This is a genomic window from Klebsiella sp. 141153, assembly GCF_032601995.1.
Classification (GTDB): domain Bacteria; phylum Pseudomonadota; class Gammaproteobacteria; order Enterobacterales; family Enterobacteriaceae; genus Klebsiella; species Klebsiella aerogenes.
On sequence record NZ_JAQIRJ010000006.1, the window covers coordinates 47119 to 67852 of the forward strand.

Sequence of the window (20734 nt, forward strand, 5' to 3'; positions counted from 1 at the left end):
GATTATGAAAAAATATTTTTTTGGTAGCTTGATATTTTAGTGCTTTCCTATCTATATATTATAAATATCTCCAGCCTGAGTTGTTGGGATCTGATTGCTCTACTGTCGGTAGAGGTGTGGCTGAAGGTACACAAAAATTAAGGGAAAAAGCAGTGGAGCACTATTTACCGCGCAATGAAATTGCGGATGTTATACGCACACGCAGTAAAATATTCTGGACCGTTGGTGTTTTTACCGCATTCATAAATATTTTAATGTTGGTACCTTCGATTTATATGCTCCAGGTTTACGACCGGGTGCTGCCCTCTGGTAATGAAATCACTCTGCTGATGCTAACTCTCATCATGCTGGCCATGTTCGGTATGATGGCATTGTTAGAGTATATCCGTAGCATGGTAGTGATACGCATTGGTGCGCAGCTTGATATGCGCTTAAATACGCGTGTTTATACTGCGGCATACGAGGATAATCTCAAAAAAAAATCTGCTGACGCAGGGCAGATGCTCAATGATCTGACCAACATGCGCCAGTTTTTGACCGGCAGCGCGCTTTTTGCTTTTTTTGATGCGCCCTGGTTCCCGATTTATTTGTTGGTCATTTTTCTGTTTAATCCCTGGTTGGGGTTGTTTGCATTAATTGGCTCACTAATACTGATAGCGTTGGCCGTGGTGAATGAAATAGTTTCAAAAGAACCCTTGGCTGAAGCGAGTAAGCTTGCGTTGCAATCAGGAAGTCTTGCCAGCACCAACTTGCGTAATGCGGAAGTTATAGAAGCATTAGGAATGTTGCCAAATATCAAGGGACGATGGTTTAGTTTACATCAACGATTTCTGAACAGTCAGCGAGTCGCGAGCGAACGAGCTTCCCGTATCAATTCTATTACAAAATTTGTGCGTCTTTCCTTGCAATCTTTGGTGCTCGGGTTGGGGGGCTGGTTGGCCATTGATGGCCATATTACTCCGGGGATGATGATCGCAGGTTCTATTTTGATGGGAAGAACGCTTGCTCCGATAGAACAAGTGATTAACGTCTGGAAAAGCTGGAGTTCGGCAAAACTATCTTATGGCCGGTTGGTGAAGTTACTCGATAGTAATCCACCCCGTGGCACCGGGATGTCTCTACCGAAGCCTGAAGGAGTACTGAGCGTAGAAAATGTATCTGCGAAACCGCCGGGCGCGCAGGGTGAACCGGTACTACACGCTGTGTCATTTAATTTACAGGCGGGTGATGTGCTTGGCATTATTGGCCCTAGTGCATCCGGAAAATCGACCCTGGCACGATTATTAGTTGGGATTTGGCCGGTTAGTGAAGGAATTGTTCGTTTGGATGGCGCAGATATTTATCAGTGGAATAAAGATGAACTGGGCCCCCATATTGGCTATTTACCACAAGACATTGAATTGTTCGCCGGAACCATAGCGGAGAATATCGCGAGATTTAATGATGTCGATGCTGAGAAAGTGATTGCTGCCGCGAAACTGGCAGGGGTACACGAACTGATTTTACGTTTTCCACATGGCTATGACTCAGTTATTGGCAACGGAGGAAACGGACTTTCCGGAGGTCAAAAGCAACGAATTGGTCTTGCAAGGGCCTTATATGGCGATCCCTCGTTGATTGTTCTTGATGAACCTAATTCTAATCTGGATGACGCTGGCGAATTAGCTCTTAATAAGGCTATTGCCTTTCTTAGAGAGCGGAAAAAAACGGTGGTACTGATTACGCATCGAACTAACTTGCTTTCAATGACCAGTAAGTTGTTATTGTTAGTCACTGGTAAGGTTAACGCATTTGGTACCACCCAGCAGGTACTTCAGGCTTTGAATAATGCTCAGAGAACTCAGTCAGCACAGCAACAGGCAATGCATGCAGTTAATAATGAATCGCATGACGGCAACGGGGCACCCCCTAAAACACAAATAAACTAAAATACGGCTTCTCAAATAATAGCTGCAACTATCTGTTGTTAAAGGGGGGAATATGTCTTCTCACATTAATCAGTCTCTTCGTGGCGATACCTCATCAGATTCTACTGATGAGCGGAAGTATACGCGTTTCGGTTGGTTGGTGATCGCCATTGGTTTATGCGGTTTCCTTTTATGGGCAGCTTTTGCCCCATTGGATAAAGGCGTTGCTTCTCAAGGGTCGGTAACAGTTTCAGGAAACCGTAAAACAATCCAGTCTCCAACTAGCGGTATTATTAGCAATATTGCGGTTAAAGAAGGGGATAAGGTCAAAGCCGGGCAGGTACTGGTTCAAATGAGCCAGGTTCAGGCGCAGGCGCAGGTGGATTCTCTGAAGATTCAATATTATACCACTCTGGCAACAGAAGGGCGTCTGTTGGCCGAAAGAGATAACCTGGATACCATAAAATTCTCTGACGTTTTCAATGCTATCAAAGACAAGCCTCGTGCAGCGGAAATCATTGCCTTGCAGCAACAACTTTTTATTTCGCGCCGACAGGCATTACGTAGTGAAGTTGATGGTTTTAAACAATCTATTGATGGCATCCGTTTCCAGCTTAAGGGATTACAGGATTCCCGGGCGAATAAACAGATTCAGCTAAACAGTATCCGTGAGCAGATGACCAGTATGAAACAGCTCTCTGCTGAAGGGTATTTGCCGAGGAATCGTTATCTGGAGGCTCAACGTCAGTTTGCAGAAATCAGTAGCAGCATTGATGAGACGATTGGCAGGATCGGACAGCTTCAAAAACAACTGCTAGAGTCGCAACAGCGAATAGACCAGCGTTATGCGGATTATCAGCGTGAAGTAAGAACGCAGTTAGCGCAAACGCAAATGGATGTAAATGATTATAAAAACAAACTTGATATGGCTAATTTTGAACTAGGGAATACGGAAATTATTTCGCCAGTTGATGGAACAGTTGTTGGGCTGAATATATTTACCCAAGGGGGAGTAGTGGGTGCAGGCGACCATCTTATGGATGTGGTTCCCAGTGAAGCTGCGCTGGTTGTGGATGCTCAATTAAAAGTACAATTAATCGATAAAGTATATACCGGACTTCCCGTTGAGCTTATGTTTACTGCTTTTAACCAGAACAGGACCCCTAAAATACCTGGTACTGTAACGCTCGTTTCTGCAGACCGTTTAATCGATAAAGCAAATGGGGAAGCTTATTATCAGATGCAGGTAACCGTCACTCCGGAAGGCATTAAAATGCTCCAGGGCGAGGAAATAAAACCTGGGATGCCTGTCGAGGTGTTCGTAAGGACGGGGTCACGTTCGTTGTTAAGTTATCTCTTTAAACCTATTTTGGATCGTGCGCGTACTTCATTGACCGAGGAATAATCGTGATTTTCATGAAAAGGAAGATGATTAATCTAGCCCTTAGTTCGATAGTGTGGGTGATATCCTCACCGGTGCATGCATTGGGTATTCTGGATGCTTATTCGCTTGCATTGGAAAAAGACCCAACATTTCAGGCGGCGATTAAAGAAAAAGAAGCCGGTGATGAGGCAAGGAATATCGGACGAGCAGGGTTGCTACCAAAAGTCTCTCTCAATTATCAGAATGCACCACGAAATTGGCAGACTCAAAAATATCAGACGAGTGATATTTTTGGCAATGTCAGCGATGTGACTAAACGACAGCAGTACCGCAGTTATGCTGGTTCCGTGACCTTAACGCAACCTCTATTTGATTATGAGGCTTATGCGAAATATAAAACGGGAGTCGCACAAAGTTTGATGGCCGACGAAAAATATCGCAGTAAATATCTCGATCTTGCAGTCCGGGTCATTTCGGCTTATGTCAGTGTTGCATATGCAAAAGATCAAATTGCACTCGCTGAGGCGCAGAAAGCTGCTTATAAAGAACAGCTTGCTTTAAATGATCGCCTGATGTCCGCTGGCGAGGGTACTGTAACGGACGTTGCTGAGACTCAAGCAAGGTACAGTTTGGCCGAAGCTCAGGTTATCGAGGCTCGGGATGTCTTAGACTCAGCTCAGCGGGAACTTGAAGTCATCATCGGAATTCCACTTGATCAGTTAGATGCATTGCAGACGTTACGGCAAGGCAAATTTCAGGTCTCGCCGCTACGTTATACAGCATTCGATGATTGGCAAAAATTAGCCATGGAACGAAATCCCCAACTAGCTTCATCACGTCATGGCGTGGATGCAGCGCGTTATGATGTAGAACGCAACCGGGCTGGATTTATGCCTCAGGTACAGCTATACGCATCACATTCGGAAAATGATTCCAGCAGCGACAACACCGTAAATCAAAAATATCGAACAGATAGCGTTGGGGTTCAGGTATCAATGCCAATTTATTCTGGCGGGGGGGTTGCTGCCTCGACAAGGCAGGCCGCGGCACGTTATGGTCAGGCCAAGTATGAACTGGACGCCCAGGTCGGTTCGATAATGAACGATCTGCGTAAACAGTTTAATCAATGTATTAGTAGCCAGGCGAAGCTTAGGGCTTACGAACTGGCTGTAAAGTCTGCAACGACGCAGGTTGAGGCCACGCGGCAAAGTGTGCTTGCAGGGCAAAGGGTTAACGTTGATGTGCTTAATGCGGAGCAGCAGCTTTACGCTGCACAGCGAGATTTAGCAGAGGCCAAATACACGTATATTAAGGCCTGGATTACGTTGCTTGGAGATTCAGGTACGCTGAGCGAAAAAGATATTATGCAAGTCGCGGGGTATTTCCATCGTTCTTGAGTTAAGCTATGAAGTCGGAAACAGAAAGAGTGTAAAATAGTTTGTTTTTTGCATCTCTGAAACCCGTATCGATACTACGCTTCAATCTGTATGCTCACATGAAGGGGACCCTTAAGACCCGTCCCCGTCTTGACTTCACTATTCGCAAAGAGTAAAACGCCAGCAGTATCCATGATTACTGTGGCGATTTGCCATCACCCGTTAACTGTAGAAGTGTTGCTCTATGAAAATTACTATTTCCGGTACAGGCTATGTTGGTTTATCGAATGGTGTTCTGATTGCCCAGAACCATGAAGTGGTTGCTTTGGATATCATTCAGGCCAAAGTAGATTTGCTTAACCAGAAAATTTCACCTATAGCAGATAATGAGATCCAACAATATTTAACGGAAAAAAAGCTTAATTTTCGTGCAACAACAGACAAACTCGATGCGTATCATGACGCTGATTACGTTATTATAGCTACGCCGACAGATTATGATCCCAAGACAAATTACTTCAATACGTCTTCTGTTGAGGCTGTCATCCGTGATGTGACTGCTATCAATCCGAAAGCTGTTATGGTTATAAAATCAACGGTCCCAGTTGGTTTCACTCGTGGCATAAAAGAACGCCTTGGCATTGAAAATATCATTTTCTCGCCGGAGTTTCTCCGCGAGGGGCGTGCTTTGTACGATAATTTATATCCATCACGGATTGTCATTGGTGAGCGTTCTGCTCGTGCTGAGCGATTCGCAGACCTATTGAAAGAAGGTGCGATAAAAAAAGACATTCCGACCCTTTTTACTGATTCAACTGAAGCTGAAGCTATTAAGCTCTTTGCTAATACTTATTTAGCACTACGTGTTGCCTATTTTAATGAGTTAGACAGCTACGCCGAAAGCCAGGGACTAAACAGTAAACAAATTATTGAGGGTGTATGTCTGGATCCGCGAATTGGTAATCATTACAACAATCCCTCTTTTGGCTATGGTGGGTACTGCTTACCGAAAGATACCAAACAGTTGCTGGCGAATTATGAGTCGGTGCCCAATAATATTATTTCGGCAATTGTTGATGCTAATCGCACCCGAAAAGATTTTATTGCAGACTCCATTCTGGCGAAAAACCCGAAAGTTGTTGGTGTGTATCGGTTAATTATGAAGAGCGGCTCTGATAATTTCCGTGCTTCCTCTATTCAAGGTATAATGAAAAGGATAAAAGCGAAAGGTATACCTGTAATTATTTACGAGCCAGTGATGAAGGAAGATGAGTTTTTTAACTCACGCGTTATTCGCGACCTTGATGCTTTCAAGCAGGAATCAGATGTTATTATCTCTAACCGCATGGCAGAAGAATTGGCGGATGTGAAAGATAAAGTATATACGCGTGACCTCTTTGGTAACGATTAACTTTCCATAATGACAGGTAGTTTGCAAAATTACCTGTCTTAATTTTTTATAAAGAAAAAACGCAGCATCATTATGTGCTGAAATAAAATACTAATGCTACCGTGGCATTTGCGAGACTATCTCTGTCTTCTACATCGAAAGAAACGTCTGTCGAATTAGAAATATATAGCGTAGGGATAATACTAGGCTGATTACACTATTGGCGGTTAATATACCGCAATCTTTTGATTGCGGTAAAATAGAAGATAAGAAACTATCAAATTGCGTAGTAGTCTTTATACCAATCCACGAAGTTCTTCACGCCTTGCTTAACTGTGGTTTGTGGCCGGAAACCAACAAGATCATATAGCGGTTGGGTTTCAGCGCTTGTCTCCAGAACATCGCCTGGTTGCATCGGCATCATGTTTTTCTTAGCTTCCATTCCCAGCGCCTCTTCAAGCGCAGTGATGTAGTCCATCAGTTCTACAGGCGAACTATTACCAATGTTATATACCCGATAGGGGGCGGAACTGGTCGCCGGAGACCCGCCTTCAACCGTCCAGTCTGGATTCGGTTGCGGAACAACATCCTGAACACGAACAACTGCTTCAACTATATCGTCAATATAGGTGAAGTCCCGCTTCATTTTTCCGTAGTTGTAGACGTCTATACATTGCCCTTCGAGCATGGCTTTCGTGAATTTGAATAGTGCCATATCCGGGCGTCCCCAGGGTCCGTAGACGGTAAAAAACCGCAGCCCGGTTGTTGGAATTCCATACAGATGCGCATAAGTATGTGCCATCAATTCGTTGGCTTTTTTGGTTGCCGCGTATAGCGATACAGGATGATCTACCGAATCATCGGTTGAAAACGGCATCTTACGGTTTAAGCCATAGACGGAACTGGATGACGCGTAGACCAGGTGCTCAACTTTAGTATGGCGACAACCCTCAAGGATATTCAGGAAGCCCATCAGGTTAGCGTCAGCGTAAGCGTGTGGGTTTTCCAGCGAGTAACGCACGCCGGCCTGAGCGGCAAGGTTGATTACGCGGTTAAATTTCTCCGTAGCAAAAAGCTGCTCCATGCTGACCCGATCGGCGAGATCAATTTTGTGAAAACTGAACAAAGGTGCTTTCAGAAGATCCAGGCGGGCTTGTTTGAGGCTCACATCGTAGTAGTCATTCATATTGTCGATTCCGACAACCTCATGACCAGCTTCCAGCAGGCGTTTGCATACATGAAAGCCGATGAAGCCAGCAGCACCAGTGACTAAAAATTTCATTTATATCCTCCAGGATCATTATGTCCCACTGCCTATAAGGGCCTATTTTACACAGGGGGGAGGTATCGATCATCTTGTTTACTGATTGGTTCGGAAAGGTTGGAGAGAATAACATTTAAAGCTAAACCTACCGTCGCAAGGACGCCATCTCCAATATGAGAGTGAAAATCACTCTCATTGGTTAGCAAGTGTTTTTAGTTGTAGACAAATGTTTAAACGGCATTGTACTTACCTGGTATATATCTCTTCTTTGCCAGCCAATACTGCTTTTTCGCTTTTAATCTTATAGTCCGGGAGTATACTATGCTGCTGTTTCATTCATATGGTATTAACTTAAGATGCCCACATTGCAACTTTCTGATTTTATTACCATAATAGGCAGGTATGCCACTGACATTAATGACGCTGCTGAATAGGGCAACTTGTATAAAGTTAAGTAACTCAGTTGCCAGGTCCGTTGCCTGAAATGAGACAAACCTGATGGCAAGTTGCCTCTGAAGCGGCGAGAGTGACCGCTCTCGGATTGAGCTCAACTTGAGGCTTGAGACAGAGCAAAATCATGGACTCTTGCGGTAGTAATGCTTTGAGGTTTATGACGATTTATCAAATGCTAAGCTTGTTTTGCGCGCTTTGGTTGCGATAGCCAATGGCGGTAGCGTGTCTCTGATTGATGTGATCGTTGGCTGTTGCGAGTCAACTAGACAAAGCTAATCGTTTGTAGCCGTATAGTTACCCCCGTAACATACTCCAAATGATGGTATAGAGTACGCTATTATATGGAACCGCTTATGGTTGCTAAGAAGGGCTACTCTATACCGTGGATATAGAGGCAACGACTGCTTTTGGCTAATTTATTATAATTATGTTGATATTATAGCTGTGCACAATTTCCTCAAGGTGCCAGAGGAAAGAATGATTGCGTGGTCGATTTCAAAAAAATGAGTGCAAATAATGAAGTTTAAATTAGGATATTTATTTGATCTACTTGTTGTGATAACTAATAAAGATTTAAAAGTTCGCTATAAAAGTAGCATCTTTGGATATTTATGGTCTATCGCAAACCCTTTATTATTTGCGATGATTTACTATTTTATTTTTAAAATGGTAATGAGAGTACAAATTCCAAATTATACCGTTTTCCTGATTACTGGGTTGTTCCCGTGGCAATGGTTCGCAAGTTCGGCAACCAATTCATTATACTCATTTATTTCTAATGCGCAGATCATTAAAAAAACAGTATTTCCGCGCTCGGTTATTCCTTTGAGTAATGTGATGATGGAAGGGCTGCACTTCTTGTGTACAATTCCTGTAATCGCTGTGTTTCTATATGTTTATGGTATGTCACCGTCGCTGAGTTGGTTCTGGGGCATTCCTCTACTGGCGATCGGACAGATTATTTTTACATTTGGATTTGCTCTAATTTTCTCAACGCTGAATTTGTTTTTCCGTGACCTGGAGCGATTTGTCGCCTTGGGCATTATGTTGATGTTCTACTGTACCCCGATACTCTATAATTCAGATATGATCCCGCAACAATTTACTTGGATCATTGATTATAACCCACTGGCTAGCATGATTATGGCCTGGCGAGATCTGCTTATGAATGGCAACCTGGATTATGTGCATATCACTTATCTATACTCATCAGGCATGGTTGTGTTGCTGCTAGGAGTGTGGGTCTTTAATAAATTAAAATATCGATTTGCAGAGATTTTGTGATGACCGCTGTTATTGAATTTTGCAATGTAACAAAAGAGTATCCTCTATATCATCATATTGGCTCTGGCATTAAAGACTTGTTTTTTCATCCGCGTCGGGCCTTTAATTTGCTAAAAGGCCGTAAGTATCTGGCTATCGAGAATGTGTCATTCACCGTCAATAAGGGTGAATCAGTTGCATTGATTGGCCGCAATGGCGCAGGCAAAAGTACGACCCTTGGTCTCGTTGCTGGTGTGCTAAAGCCAAGTAAGGGCGAGGTAAAAGTTGTCGGACGCGTGGCTTCGATGTTGGAGCTGGGAGGCGGTTTTCATCCGGAACTTACCGGGCGTGAAAACATCAAACTTAATGCCACCTTACTGGGGTTACGCAGAGCAGAAGTTAATAAACGGCTTGATAAAATTATCGAGTTCTCAGAGCTAGGTGAGTTCATTGATGAGCCTATTCGCGTATACTCCAGTGGCATGCTGGCGAAGCTGGGCTTTTCCGTTATTAGCCAGGTTGATCCAGATGTATTGATTATCGACGAAGTTCTCGCGGTTGGGGATATCGCATTTCAACGGAAATGTATTGAAACAATCAATGAGTTCAGAAAACGTGGGGTAACAATCCTGTTTGTTAGCCACAGCATGAAAGATGTTATGCAGATTTGCGATAAAGTTGTGTGGGTTGAAAATCACCGGTTGAAAGCTATCGGTGAGGCAAGCTCTATTGTTGATGAATATGTAGCCTCAATGGCTTGATGGAAAAACTAATGCAGAAGAATGTACTTATTGTCGGCGCAGGATTTTCAGGCGCGGTTATTGGTCGCTTATTGGCTGAAGCAGGTCATCAGGTGACGATTATTGACAGCCGGCCGCATGTTGCTGGTAACTGCTATAGTGAGCGGGATAGTGAAACCAACGTTATGGTTCATACCTATGGCCCTCATATTTTCCATACTGACAATGCTGAGGTTTGGGAGTACATCAACCAATACACGGAAATGATGCCTTATGTGAACCGGGTGAAGACGACGGTCAATGGGCAAGTATTTTCCTTACCAATCAACTTACACACAATTAATCAGTTCTTCCATACCACGTGCTCCCCAACCGAAGCACGTAAATTAATTGATGAAAAGAGTGATAAAACGATAGAAGAACCTGCAACATTTGAAGAGCAGGCACTGCGTTTTGTCGGCAAAGAACTTTATGAAGCCTTTTTTAAAGGTTACACAATCAAACAGTGGGGAATGTCTCCGTCGGAGCTCCCGGCTTCAATTCTTAAGCGTCTGCCTGTACGATTCAATTACGATGATAACTACTTTAATCATAAATATCAGGGGATGCCAAAAGACGGCTACACGGTAATCGTAGATAAGATATTAGATCATAAAAATATTTCAGTGGCTTTAAACACCTTGTTTGATGAAACCACTCGTAGCGAATATGACCATGTATTTTATAGTGGCGCGCTGGATGGTTTTTATAAATATGATATGGGACGTCTGGGCTATCGCACCCTGGATTTCGATGCATTCCGAACCGACGGTGATTATCAGGGATGTGCGGTAATGAATTATGGTGAGCAAAAAGTGCCTTATACTCGTATTACTGAGCATAAGTACTTTGCACCATGGGAAAGTCATGAAAAATCAATCTGCTATCGCGAGTTTAGTCGCTCATGTGAGCCTGAGGATATTCCGTATTACCCAATTCGTCAGGTAGGGGAGATGGCTATGCTGCAAAACTATCTCGATCGCGCCGAAAAAGAAGCGAATATTACCTTTGTTGGTCGTCTGGGTACATACCGCTATCTTGATATGGATGTAACTATTGCTGAAGCTCTGGAAACTGGGCGAACTTATCTTAAGTCATTAGAACAGAATTCTGTGATGCCTGTGTTCACGGTCAAAGTCAGATGAATGTAGCTGCTCTAATCGTCACTTATAATCGGTTAGAAAAGTTAAAAACAACAATAGAGGCAACGCTGGCGTTGCCTTTTCAATATATAGTTGTGGTTAACAATGCATCAACCGACGACACTCAAGCCTATCTTAATTCTGTTTGCGATGAACGAGTTATAGTTTTACATCGGGAGATGAATGATGGCGGGGCTGGCGGTTTTAAATATGGAGCGCAATGGATAACGCAAAATTTGAACACTAATTGGGTTCTATTTTACGATGATGATGCGTATCCGAAGAAAGATTTTGGCGTAGCTTTTCAGTCACTTGATTTATCGAGTGAAAATGTCTATGTCTGCACGGTGGTGGATACATCAGACAAATGCTGCAAGATGAATATACCCTGGAAGAAAATTCCTAATGGTTTTTGGGGAAATATCGCTTACAGAGTTAATCCTGCACGTTTTATTCCTGACGGAAGCCAGCAAGAGACCGTGGTGAGCGTTTCATTTGTAGGAATGTTGATAAGTCAGGAGACACTAAAGAAATCTATATCGTTTATATATGATGAGCTTTTTATCTATTTTGACGATGTTTATTTTGGTCATCATCTGGTCCTGCAGCGTACGCCTATTATTTACCTTCCTGAATTATGTATTGTCCATGATATTGATACTACTAATCAATTAATAGCCCCGTGGAAACTATATTATTTAAGTAGAAACCTTATCTTGTCCCGTAAAATATTCCAGGACAATTCGCCTTTCACCTTATTTGATGTTTCATTAAGGTTGTTGAAGTATATATTTACAGCACTGAAGCATGAAAAGCGGAAAGAATGTATGATTAATGTCTATAATGGAATCAAGGATGGTTTCTGGAAGCCAAAAGGTAGAGGTGCATAATCCGCTATGAAAAAGAAATTATGCTATTTTGTTAACTCTGCCTGGTATTTTGAACTTCATTGGCTCGAAAGAGGAATTGCTGCATTAAATAATGGATATGATGTCTATGTTATTGCAAATTTTGTAGATGATGCAATTTCAAACAGACTCACCGCATTAGGATTTCACTGCGTTAATAGTCAAATTAATGAGAAAAGCATCAATCCTTTTGCTTTTATCAAAGGCTTTATTAATGCCTCGAGGATATTGAAAGGCATTAATCCTGATATCCTTCATTGCATTACGATTAAACCTGGGATCATAAGTTGTCTGTGGGCCAAATATCACAAAACTAAACTTGTTTATAGTTTTGTAGGGCTAGGGCGAGTGTTTGAGAGTGAGCAACTCATTTTTAAAATATTACGTTGGCTTGTCCTCAGGTTGTATCGATATTTGTTCTCAAATGTTGATTGTAAAATAATATTTGAACATCGAGAAGATAAAAGAAAAATACTTTCTCTGCTGGGAGTCAAAGAAGAGAAAGCAAAGGTCATTGATGGCGCCGGGGTTAATATCAGTTATTTTTCATACCAGCAAGAACCGAAATTGACTCATGGAATAATACTTTTTGCCAGTCGTATGCTACATAGTAAAGGATTACTTGATCTCATTAAAGCAAAAAGGATCCTGAAGTTAGAAGGGATAGATTGTACTATTCAGGTAGCAGGTATCATTGTTGAGAATGATGACGATGGAATTACCTTGGGGCAAATAGAAAAATGGCACGCAGCAGGTGATATCGTCTGGTTAGGTACTCGAGATGATATTAGAGAATTGATTGCTGGGGCAAATATTGTTGCTCTTCCTTCTGTATATCCCGAAGGTGTACCGCGAATTCTGCTTGAGGCTGGTGCTGTGGGTAGAGCTTGTGTTGTCTATGATAATGGTGGGTGCAATTCACTAATTAAAGACGGCTATAATGGTTATATAGTTGAACGCAAAAATGTCAAAGAACTGGCCGCGAGAATTAAAGCATTGATAAATGAAGATGATGACAGACAAAAAATGGGTATCAATGCCAGGGAAAATATTGTCAATCATTATACATCAGAAATTGTTATTGATAAAACATTACAAGTATATGAAGAGCTGTTTCAGCGCTGAAAAATACTCATGCGGTTAGGTTATGAATAATAATATTGCATTACAGTCATCAGTATTCCCGGATATACACCACCGTGAAATTAGCGCTCTGTATTTTTTATCTGATAATGTATCTACATGCTATAGTGATGCAGGGTACGTCAGAGTATCGAGGAATCATGACATTTGCTTTGATACTTTTTATAATTCATTTGATCTCCATAAGTGGTCGAAATACACAACAGTTAAACAGATTGGGTTCAAAGTTGATGTTGTTGGCAGAGGTATCGCCACAATTTTCTTAAAAACGAATGATATATTAAAGAAAGTATTTCAACGCGAAATTGAAGGGGCATTCACGCTAGATAATTTAGAATTAAATGAATGTCGTGACGGTAGAATTTATTTTTACTGGTCGTCAATTGATGATAGTGAGATCAGGAGTTTTTCTTTTACTACATATGGGGCAGTAGAGGATTTTGGTAAGCTAGCGATTGTCATCACTACTTATAATCGACAGGTAGCATTATTATCGACATTGTCGAGATTTGAGAAAAACTTATTTTCCGACAGTGTTGGTCAATCAAAATTTCATGTATATGTTATTGATAATGGATGCAATTTAGATTTAGAGCCAAGACCTAATGTTACTTATATAAAAAATAAAAACATGGGGGGGGCTGGTGGTTTCACTCGTGGTTTATTTGAGGTCAAAAAGAACAATAAAGAAACTTATTGTATCTTTATGGATGATGACGCATCCTGTGAAATCGAAAGTATTAAAAGAGCATATTGGTTCATGTGTTTTTCAAAAAACGATGAACAGATGATAGCAGGCAGTATGCTATATGAGGATAAACCTCAAACGGTTTACGAGGCAGGTGCTATTTATCCTTATAAACAGATACGAATGCGGCCTTTAAAAAATGGTGTTGATGTCTCAACACCAAGTGGCCTGGATGTGTTTAATAAAGAGGACGAACAAGCCAATTACGCAGCATGGTGGTTCTGCGCTTTCAAAGTATCAGCGATAAAATACTATGCTTTTCCTTTCTTCGTCCGCGGCGATGACATTTTATTCGGGATAATGCATGCTTACCCGATCGTTACTCTCAATGGCATTGCGTCGTGGCAGATGAATTTTAATCAAAAATATAGCGCATTAGTTGAATATTTGAGCGTTAGAGGTCTGTTGGTTCCTGCATTTGTATACCCGTCATCACAGAAAAGAAGACAGATAGCTTTTTGGATATTAGCAAAAGTACTTTTGCTATGCTTTTCATACCGTTATTCTTCGGCTGAGGCTATCATTGAAGCTTATTCAGATGTTATGCAAGGCCCTGATTTCTGGATTGATGATGTGGATGCGCAAAAAGCGCGTAGACGGATTAGTGAGCTGTCGAAAGATGAATTGCCATGTGAAGTCGAGCAGGGTAACGACGTGAAAAAAACTGACCGTGATAGTCCTGAGTCCAAATGGGCGAAGATAATCAGGCTGTTTCTTCTCAATGGTCATCTGGTTCCTGGGTTTATTACGGCTGGAAATAGGGTACGAATCCCTAACACAGAAATTCATCCGACAAAACAGGTTTTTTTGAATGCTGAAGTTTACTATGAAACTACTGAGGGTAGTTTTATCGTACTGAAGCAGGATAAATTACGCTGTGCTAAGTTGATCATCAAAACATTGTGGGCCATTAGCAAAGGGTTCTTTACCTATAATGCTGTTGCAGAAGTGTATGGAAAGAAGATCTCGTACTTAACGTCTGAGAACTTTTGGAAGAAATATTTTATTTAAATATTGATGGCTTGTTCTTTATTCGTAATGATAATATTGTCATAGTTAAATATTTCTCTTGCGGATAGGGTTTAGGATATTTATTTATACGGAAGATACACATTTTGATTTGGCTAGTTTCTACAATCTAGTCTGAAGTTAAATATATTTATACAAGAGACAGTAATGAGCGACATGATAGTTTGTGATACTCGACAATCAAAGATTATACCAAAATTGTCTATTATAGTACCAGTCTATAATACTTCTGGTTTTGTGGAGAAGACTTTATCTTCATTTGATAAAAATGGTAATGATCAAATAGAACTTATCATTGTAAATGATGGCAGTACTGATAATAGTGTCGAAGTTGTTCAGCAATGGCTTGATACCTATAAAGGTAACGCAATTTTCGTATCACAGGAAAATAAAGGGCTATCAGAGGCCAGAAACACGGCCTTACGCTACGCGAATGGCCAATATATTTCTTTCTGTGATAGTGATGACTGGTTGAACGAAAAAGCTGTTCTTGATTCCCTGGAATTTGCCGAGTCTGACGATCTTGATATTGTCTTATATCGTTCATACGTTTACGACAACCAAACAAAAGATTCTTATCCGTTCTATGATGCAGCGACTTGGGATCACATTTTAGGTGGTGAGCTGAAGAAGACAGTAAATATTGCAGCATATCCGCAAATCCTCAGTCTTGAACCTAATACCAACAACCGAATCCTTAAGAAAGATTTTTTTGACAAGTATATAACTATCTTCCCGGTAGGGATTCATTTTGAAGACGTTACTCCTCATATTGTAAGTCTGGTTAACGCAACAAAAATTGGCATGATAGATACTGTCGGCTATTTTTACCGAGTTAATCGTGAAGGGAAGATTACGGATCAAAAAAGCGAAAAGCGATTTGATATAATTAAGACCGCGAAAGAGTTATTGCAGAAGCCTGAAGTTAAAGGTCTCAATGCATATCAGCAATATTGCGTAATGTCGCTAATATTTAAAATGATTTTCTGGTGTGGTAGATATACAACTCTGAGTGATCGACGTCGTTACTTCCAGCAAGGTGTGGATCTGTTTTCTGTATCAAATCCGGGCGTGCGTTCGCGCTTAAAAACTTCCTTAGGTTTTGCGGAGCGTAACAGAGAGTTTATTCTCATGTTGGCATTTTTCAATGGCGCAACGGATTTTCTTACAGAGTACAGTACTGGTAAGCAAACGCTATCAACAAAATTTAAACTGTTGAAGGCTATTTCTACTGCAAACATTGATGTCAATAAATTGATCTTCAAAAAAGCTTTGCGTTTTGCAAAAAATAAGTTCGGAAAACGGGTAGTAGGTTAATAAAATGATCAATAGAACACAATTGAATGCATATCTAAATAAACTACCTTCAGCAATTAGCCATGATGAGTTAGCACAACATAAGCATATCATCGAGCGAAGCTTTTTTGGCGTAGATTTGTTTTCTTGCGAAAGTGATGTTTTGGCTTTTGTCGGTACTTATACCGGTCTGGAGCTTCTGGTTGCATTTTATAACAGCAAGCCGCGCGCGATAATTGTTGTTGAATCTAATGCAAGCAAGTTTAAACGTATTCAGGAACTATTAAATAAAAATCCTGAATTGAAAGAACGCGTCTATCTGTTTGATAATTTCTCCAATCCTGAAATTAATGAGTTGATTGGTGAGCGTCACGTTAGCGTTCGTATTTCTCTTCCTGCATTTACCCGGGCAGCTCTGGAGTATGTGACTGCACAGTGGAAACTTGACCATATTTGTGGTGAATTCAATCAGTACGATGTTGATCCATTAATTGTTTATCGTCAATGCGCGCGCGCGGCGGATACTTTTTACTGGCGCATTCAGGATCAACACCAACCTCTCACGGGTAGTCGCCAGAAGTATGAGTATGAAGTTTCAGTGGTCGTACCCGCATACAATATCAGCGCCTATATCGACCAGTGCATTGAGTCCCTGGCGAATCAGTCTATTGAAAGTATAGAGATTTTAGTCGTCGATGATGGTACACCGGATGATTCCGGTGAGAAAGCTGACGCCTGGGCTGCGAGATACCCAGGTAGAGTGAAAGTTATCCATAAAGCCAATGGTGGGTGCGCGACGGCACGAAATGCCGGCGTTAGCCAGGCCAAAGGGCAATATATTGGTTTTGTTGACGGCGATGATTGGTGCGATCTTCAGATGTATGAAGATTTGTTCCGTGCCGCGGTGATGAAAAATGCTGACATTTCCCAGTGTGGCTATAAAGAAGCTTATGAGACTGGTGAAATAGTTAAATTCCCCCTGGACATTAATCTCAGCCGTCTGGATTTACTACGCGAGCGCCCAACAATGTGGCGTCGTATTTACTCTGCTGACATGCTGAAAAACAAAGGAATTTCTTTCCCTGAGCATATTCGTCGGTTTGATGATTTACCTTTCCAGTTCGAGACTTTTTTAAACGCCAAGATTATTGCTAATATACCTTTTGATTATTACTATTATCGTCAAGGGCGCTTAGGTCAGGATATTTCTGTGCGCGATGACCGACTTTATGTTCATTTCCCTATTTTTGATTGGATCTACAGTCGTAACTCGGATACGTTCAACTATGATGAAGAACGTAAATTATTTGAGTTAGAACTCGATGTCCACTTCTGGGCCTGGAGTGTCATTGAAGCGAAATTCAAGGATGAATATTTTAAGCAGGTCCTGGCACAAATTTTTGCATCTAAGAAGATTTTGTCTAAATTTGATATGCTGGTAATAGCCAAAAATAAAGGAAGAGAAAGATTTATGTTTTATTTAAAGCTACTAAAAGCCAAAACATTCTAACTCTTCTACCTTATTACAAGCCGCGAAAGATTTCTTTCGCGGCTTTTTTTTTTATAATTGGCTGGCTCTCATATTCAGCTTGTCGCCTACTAAAGATGCAATTTTTGTAGATGGTTTATCAATGAATGTATAGCCAAACCATGAGATAAGCACACAAAATAATAAACTGACTAATGTGCTTATTATACTAGCAAATTGGTTAGTAATACCTGCATCATGTAAATAAACAAATAATGACGTTCCAATACTCATGATGATAGGGATATGAAATACATATAAGGAAAATGAGACCTTACCCAGAAAAGTAAATACAGGTCTGGACAGGTAATTTGAAAGTTTTGACGATGTATTCGCTATTAATAATAAAACTACTGCTGCGATTGAGTGACAGAACGTGGCTAAACCTTCTTTACTAAAACCTGTGAGTTCATTTAAGAAGTTAATTTCAATTGTCCATGGATTCTCTGTTGCAAGAAAAACTGTTAATATACTGGCTGGAAGAATAAACTTAGGTTCAAGTTTTATGTTATATACCAAAATAGTACCGCCAATGATAAATAGTATCAAATAGCAGCCAAGTGTCGGTTCAATCAGATAGATAAGTATTGCTGATATAATGATGTGGGCACCGTTTTTTTTGACAAAAAATAATGCGGCATAGAGATACAGAAAAAGCGACCCCATTAACTCTATTTTAATCGTCCAGAGTGGGCCATTATAGGAGGTATCGCCTATGTAAGCAGAATACAGACCATTGTATATGGCTCCAGTTAGTGTGAGTTCTGATTGATAGTTAGATTTTAACCACTCGTGTCCACCTACGATCGCCGCCATTTCGGCATTATGGAAGCCTATCGTATTTTGTAAAACAACAGCCAGAATGACTGAAGCGAGTACCAGTGGGGTAAGTCTAAAGTATCTTTTTATAAAGCTTTCTTTAAGATAAGAAAGGTCGTTTTGCCGCTTATAAAAGCCAATGAGCAACACATAACCACTCATTACGAAAAATAGACAAACTGAGAAGTTCCCATCCAAAATTCTTCGATATATCTGCCACCATACTGAGTTTTGCGAATATAATCCATTTGGCGATACCAGCACCCCCATAAATACATCCATATGGTAAAGCACGACGACAAGCGACGCGACTCCGCGGAGTCCGTCGAGATGTTTATAATGTTGCAAGTGAGACCCCGTAGCCTGTTTGGCTTTATTTTTGTTGTGTTCCATAACCAACGCGTCAAGAAGCAGAACCTGACGGTATTTGTTTATATTACCACACTGATGTTAACTGGTAGTTATTTTTTTGTTGTTGTGATCGGTTTCACGATAATGGATTTAACATTAAATTTGCTTAAGTATGCGAAATTAAGCCTGGAGTGCCGTTTTCATCATGCCGAATAAATTATTTTTAAACGCTTTCATTATCCAGGATCAATGGAGTGATATTTGTCAGTGAGATTCAGTGTGTTAAAATAGCAACATTACAATTCACAATAATAAGTTGCTTTATTTCGGAGTTTGCATGAGCGTTTTTTTTAGATGTTTAGAGTATTTAAAAACCAGACGTTTTTTATATTTTATACTGTTTTTTCTGTCCCTTGTGTTGTGTTGGTTTGAACCTACAAATATATTTTTTACCACTTTTTTCTCTGTTTTTATTTTCTTGCGTTTGATTTTTTGTATTCGTAATAAAATAATCAGAAATAGTCTGGTGGTTTTTGTTTCATTGATCACGTTTTTGACTTACTTTATCTATCAGAAATATGGTGGACTCTCAACCAGTATGGTCATGTCAACCTTCGGGGTTGGCCTTTCCGTTTCATTAGGTACCGTACAAACCTTTGGCCTAAAATTTCTGGTAGGTTTTCTTTTCATACTTTTTGCGCTTTCGTTGTTATCGATTAAAATACCAAAGGCACGCTATTCTGTTAAAGAACGTGTTATTTTGACTATTAGTCTTATCCTTATTCTTTCAAAGCCTGTGATAGATGGTGTTAGTTTTTGGGGGACTAAATTCTTTATCAATAATATCGAATACTCACCAACTTTTATTTCTCAGCCATACATCGATCAGTACAAGATTTTTTTTGGACCTCTTGTTTCCTCAGTGTCGATTATCGCTGAAAATATAGTTGATGATGTTAAATACAAAAAGATAGAGCATAAAGAATATCCTGATTATATTAAAAAAGAGACTGAAGGCAGCCAGAACATTATTTATGTGATTGGCGAATCATCTAACCCTGGCCGCTATGGTATTTACGGCTATGGAAAAGATACTACGCCAAACTTATCGCAGATGGATAGAGATGGACAAATATGTGTCGTTAATAACGTTCACTCACCGGCTGCGCAAACACGACTTGCTGTACCGATGCTGGTTTCTTTTGAAACGCCCTTGCAGCGTGGCAACTTGTTTAAATTTAAGAATCTTATCGAGATGGCACAATTGCAGGGCTACCATACGTACTGGTTCGACTCTCAGATGCAAAACAACATGTGGAACAAGCCTTTCGGTTATCTGGCAAAATATGCTGAAGTTCTGCAAACTCCGGAAGATAATAATACCCGTTTCCCAGTTAACGAGGGGCAGGACGAAAAGTTATTACCGGCAATCAAGCATTATTTTAAGCAATCGCAAGAGAGAAATTTTTACGTCATTCATCTGATGGGTAACCATTTGCCTTATTCTGACCGTAGAGGGGAAGCGGACAACCCGATGGTTGATGATTATGATGCGTCTATTTATAACGTCGATGATACCTTAAAGAGTATTTTTACCCTTGCTGATACCTATCTTAAAGATTACAAGTTGGTTTATGTATCAGACCATGGGGAAGTTGTGGGGCAGGGACATGGTTTTCCATCCAGTGATAATGAAATGTATAAAATTCCATTGCTGATGAATGATGCGTCCTGGTGTGCGAAGGCTGAACAATTGCGCAACAACAACCACTACTTCTCATCTGATTTAACCAAATTCCTGGTGTTAGAAATGATGGGTTATGCTGTTTCTGATGAGCATATGAAAGACGCGGTAAAAAATTCTGATTTCGTGCTGAATGAAAAAGAAGACGCTATTCGTTTCTCTGAATTAAGGGATGTGCCCTTACCGCAACATCCTTAATCGGCGGTTAAT

The 20734-nt window shown here is 40.8% G+C and carries 15 protein-coding genes; 13 read left to right on the plus strand and 2 right to left on the minus strand.

The genetic code is table 11. The features are described 5' to 3' along the window. Nucleotides 1-152 precede the first annotated feature (152 nt). The 4 genes from PGS10_RS13340 to ugd all read left to right on the plus strand — a co-directional run bounded on the left by PGS10_RS13340 (nucleotide 153) and on the right by ugd (nucleotide 6078). On the plus strand, nucleotides 153-1928 hold the full coding sequence (locus PGS10_RS13340; RefSeq protein WP_316423177.1) for a type I secretion system permease/ATPase: 1776 nt from the start codon (nucleotides 153-155) through the stop codon (nucleotides 1926-1928). A 52-nt stretch (nucleotides 1929-1980) separates the two neighbouring features. Continuing rightward, nucleotides 1981-3312: an HlyD family type I secretion periplasmic adaptor subunit gene (locus PGS10_RS13345; protein WP_047078091.1), complete on the plus strand. Its 1332-nt coding sequence runs from the start codon at nucleotides 1981-1983 to the stop codon at nucleotides 3310-3312. 11 nt (nucleotides 3313-3323) lie between these two features. Then, nucleotides 3324-4688 carry a TolC family outer membrane protein gene (locus PGS10_RS13350; protein WP_228339515.1) on the plus strand — a complete coding sequence of 455 codons (1365 nt, stop codon included), beginning with the start codon at nucleotides 3324-3326 and terminating at the stop codon, nucleotides 4686-4688. A 223-nt stretch (nucleotides 4689-4911) separates the two neighbouring features. Beyond that, nucleotides 4912-6078 carry a UDP-glucose 6-dehydrogenase gene (gene ugd / locus PGS10_RS13355; RefSeq protein ID WP_045391811.1) on the plus strand — a complete coding sequence of 389 codons (1167 nt, stop codon included), beginning with the start codon at nucleotides 4912-4914 and terminating at the stop codon, nucleotides 6076-6078. Nucleotides 6079-6334: 256 nt separating this feature from the next. Here the strand turns inward: ugd and PGS10_RS13360 are convergent, their stop codons facing one another. Beyond that, nucleotides 6335-7339: an NAD-dependent epimerase gene (locus PGS10_RS13360; protein ID WP_045391808.1), complete on the minus strand. Its 1005-nt coding sequence runs from the start codon at nucleotides 7337-7339 to the stop codon at nucleotides 6335-6337. A gap of 951 nt (nucleotides 7340-8290) precedes the next feature. On the opposite strand from PGS10_RS13360, the gene PGS10_RS13365 reads away from it, so the two are divergent. The 8 genes from PGS10_RS13365 to PGS10_RS13400 all read left to right on the plus strand — a co-directional run bounded on the left by PGS10_RS13365 (nucleotide 8291) and on the right by PGS10_RS13400 (nucleotide 17592). Continuing rightward, complete coding sequence (locus PGS10_RS13365; RefSeq protein WP_045391805.1) at nucleotides 8291-9058, plus strand: ABC transporter permease; 768 nt, start codon at nucleotides 8291-8293, stop codon at nucleotides 9056-9058. Then, complete coding sequence (locus PGS10_RS13370; protein ID WP_045391802.1) at nucleotides 9058-9798, plus strand: ABC transporter ATP-binding protein; 741 nt, start codon at nucleotides 9058-9060, stop codon at nucleotides 9796-9798. The genes PGS10_RS13365 and PGS10_RS13370 overlap by 1 nt, the downstream gene beginning before the upstream one ends. An 11-nt stretch (nucleotides 9799-9809) precedes the next feature. Beyond that, the gene (gene glf / locus PGS10_RS13375) at nucleotides 9810-10961 is read left to right on the plus strand and encodes a UDP-galactopyranose mutase (RefSeq protein ID WP_045391800.1); all 1152 of its coding nucleotides are present in this window, start codon (nucleotides 9810-9812) and stop codon (nucleotides 10959-10961) included. Then, nucleotides 10958-11848 carry a glycosyltransferase gene (locus PGS10_RS13380; RefSeq protein ID WP_047045964.1) on the plus strand — a complete coding sequence of 297 codons (891 nt, stop codon included), beginning with the start codon at nucleotides 10958-10960 and terminating at the stop codon, nucleotides 11846-11848. Before glf ends, PGS10_RS13380 begins: the two co-directional genes overlap by 4 nt. 6 nt (nucleotides 11849-11854) lie before the next feature. Further along, nucleotides 11855-12991, plus strand: a complete 1137-nt coding sequence (locus PGS10_RS13385) for a glycosyltransferase family 4 protein (RefSeq protein ID WP_045391794.1) — start codon at nucleotides 11855-11857, stop codon at nucleotides 12989-12991. Between the two features lie 22 nt (nucleotides 12992-13013). Further along, nucleotides 13014-14768, plus strand: coding sequence for a glycosyltransferase family 2 protein (locus PGS10_RS13390; RefSeq protein WP_316423085.1), 1755 nt, complete (start codon nucleotides 13014-13016; stop codon nucleotides 14766-14768). A gap of 165 nt (nucleotides 14769-14933) precedes the next feature. Continuing rightward, nucleotides 14934-16103 carry a glycosyltransferase family 2 protein gene (locus tag PGS10_RS13395; RefSeq protein ID WP_316423086.1) on the plus strand — a complete coding sequence of 390 codons (1170 nt, stop codon included), beginning with the start codon at nucleotides 14934-14936 and terminating at the stop codon, nucleotides 16101-16103. 4 nt (nucleotides 16104-16107) lie between these two features. Further along, nucleotides 16108-17592 carry a glycosyltransferase gene (locus PGS10_RS13400; protein WP_049061320.1) on the plus strand — a complete coding sequence of 495 codons (1485 nt, stop codon included), beginning with the start codon at nucleotides 16108-16110 and terminating at the stop codon, nucleotides 17590-17592. Nucleotides 17593-17643: 51 nt separating this feature from the next. On the opposite strand, the gene PGS10_RS13405 is transcribed toward PGS10_RS13400, so the two are convergent. After that, nucleotides 17644-18822, minus strand: coding sequence for an acyltransferase family protein (locus tag PGS10_RS13405; RefSeq protein ID WP_316423087.1), 1179 nt, complete (start codon nucleotides 18820-18822; stop codon nucleotides 17644-17646). 295 nt (nucleotides 18823-19117) lie between these two features. Between PGS10_RS13405 and PGS10_RS13410 the strand changes: the two genes are divergently transcribed. After that, complete coding sequence (locus PGS10_RS13410; RefSeq protein ID WP_063447760.1) at nucleotides 19118-20722, plus strand: phosphoethanolamine transferase; 1605 nt, start codon at nucleotides 19118-19120, stop codon at nucleotides 20720-20722. The last annotated feature ends 12 nt before the right edge of the window (nucleotides 20723-20734 follow it).

Excerpts from the sequence above, each read along its gene's own strand:
- PGS10_RS13345 (WP_047078091.1), top strand. The coding sequence starts at position 1,981 with ATGTCTTCTCACATTAATCAGTCTCTTCGTGGCGATACCTCATCAGAT.
- PGS10_RS13350 (WP_228339515.1), top strand. The coding sequence starts at position 3,324 with ATGAAAAGGAAGATGATTAATCTAGCCCTTAGTTCGATAGTGTGGGTG.
- ugd (WP_045391811.1), top strand. The coding sequence starts at position 4,912 with ATGAAAATTACTATTTCCGGTACAGGCTATGTTGGTTTATCGAATGGT.
- PGS10_RS13360 (WP_045391808.1), bottom strand. The coding sequence starts at position 7,339 with ATGAAATTTTTAGTCACTGGTGCTGCTGGCTTCATCGGCTTTCATGTA.
- PGS10_RS13365 (WP_045391805.1), top strand. The coding sequence starts at position 8,291 with ATGAAGTTTAAATTAGGATATTTATTTGATCTACTTGTTGTGATAACT.
- PGS10_RS13370 (WP_045391802.1), top strand. The coding sequence starts at position 9,058 with ATGACCGCTGTTATTGAATTTTGCAATGTAACAAAAGAGTATCCTCTA.
- glf (WP_045391800.1), top strand. The coding sequence starts at position 9,810 with ATGCAGAAGAATGTACTTATTGTCGGCGCAGGATTTTCAGGCGCGGTT.
- PGS10_RS13380 (WP_047045964.1), top strand. The coding sequence starts at position 10,958 with ATGAATGTAGCTGCTCTAATCGTCACTTATAATCGGTTAGAAAAGTTA.
- PGS10_RS13385 (WP_045391794.1), top strand. The coding sequence starts at position 11,855 with ATGAAAAAGAAATTATGCTATTTTGTTAACTCTGCCTGGTATTTTGAA.
- PGS10_RS13390 (WP_316423085.1), top strand. The coding sequence starts at position 13,014 with ATGAATAATAATATTGCATTACAGTCATCAGTATTCCCGGATATACAC.
- PGS10_RS13395 (WP_316423086.1), top strand. The coding sequence starts at position 14,934 with ATGAGCGACATGATAGTTTGTGATACTCGACAATCAAAGATTATACCA.
- PGS10_RS13400 (WP_049061320.1), top strand. The coding sequence starts at position 16,108 with ATGATCAATAGAACACAATTGAATGCATATCTAAATAAACTACCTTCA.
- PGS10_RS13405 (WP_316423087.1), bottom strand. The coding sequence starts at position 18,822 with ATGGAACACAACAAAAATAAAGCCAAACAGGCTACGGGGTCTCACTTG.
- PGS10_RS13410 (WP_063447760.1), top strand. The coding sequence starts at position 19,118 with ATGAGCGTTTTTTTTAGATGTTTAGAGTATTTAAAAACCAGACGTTTT.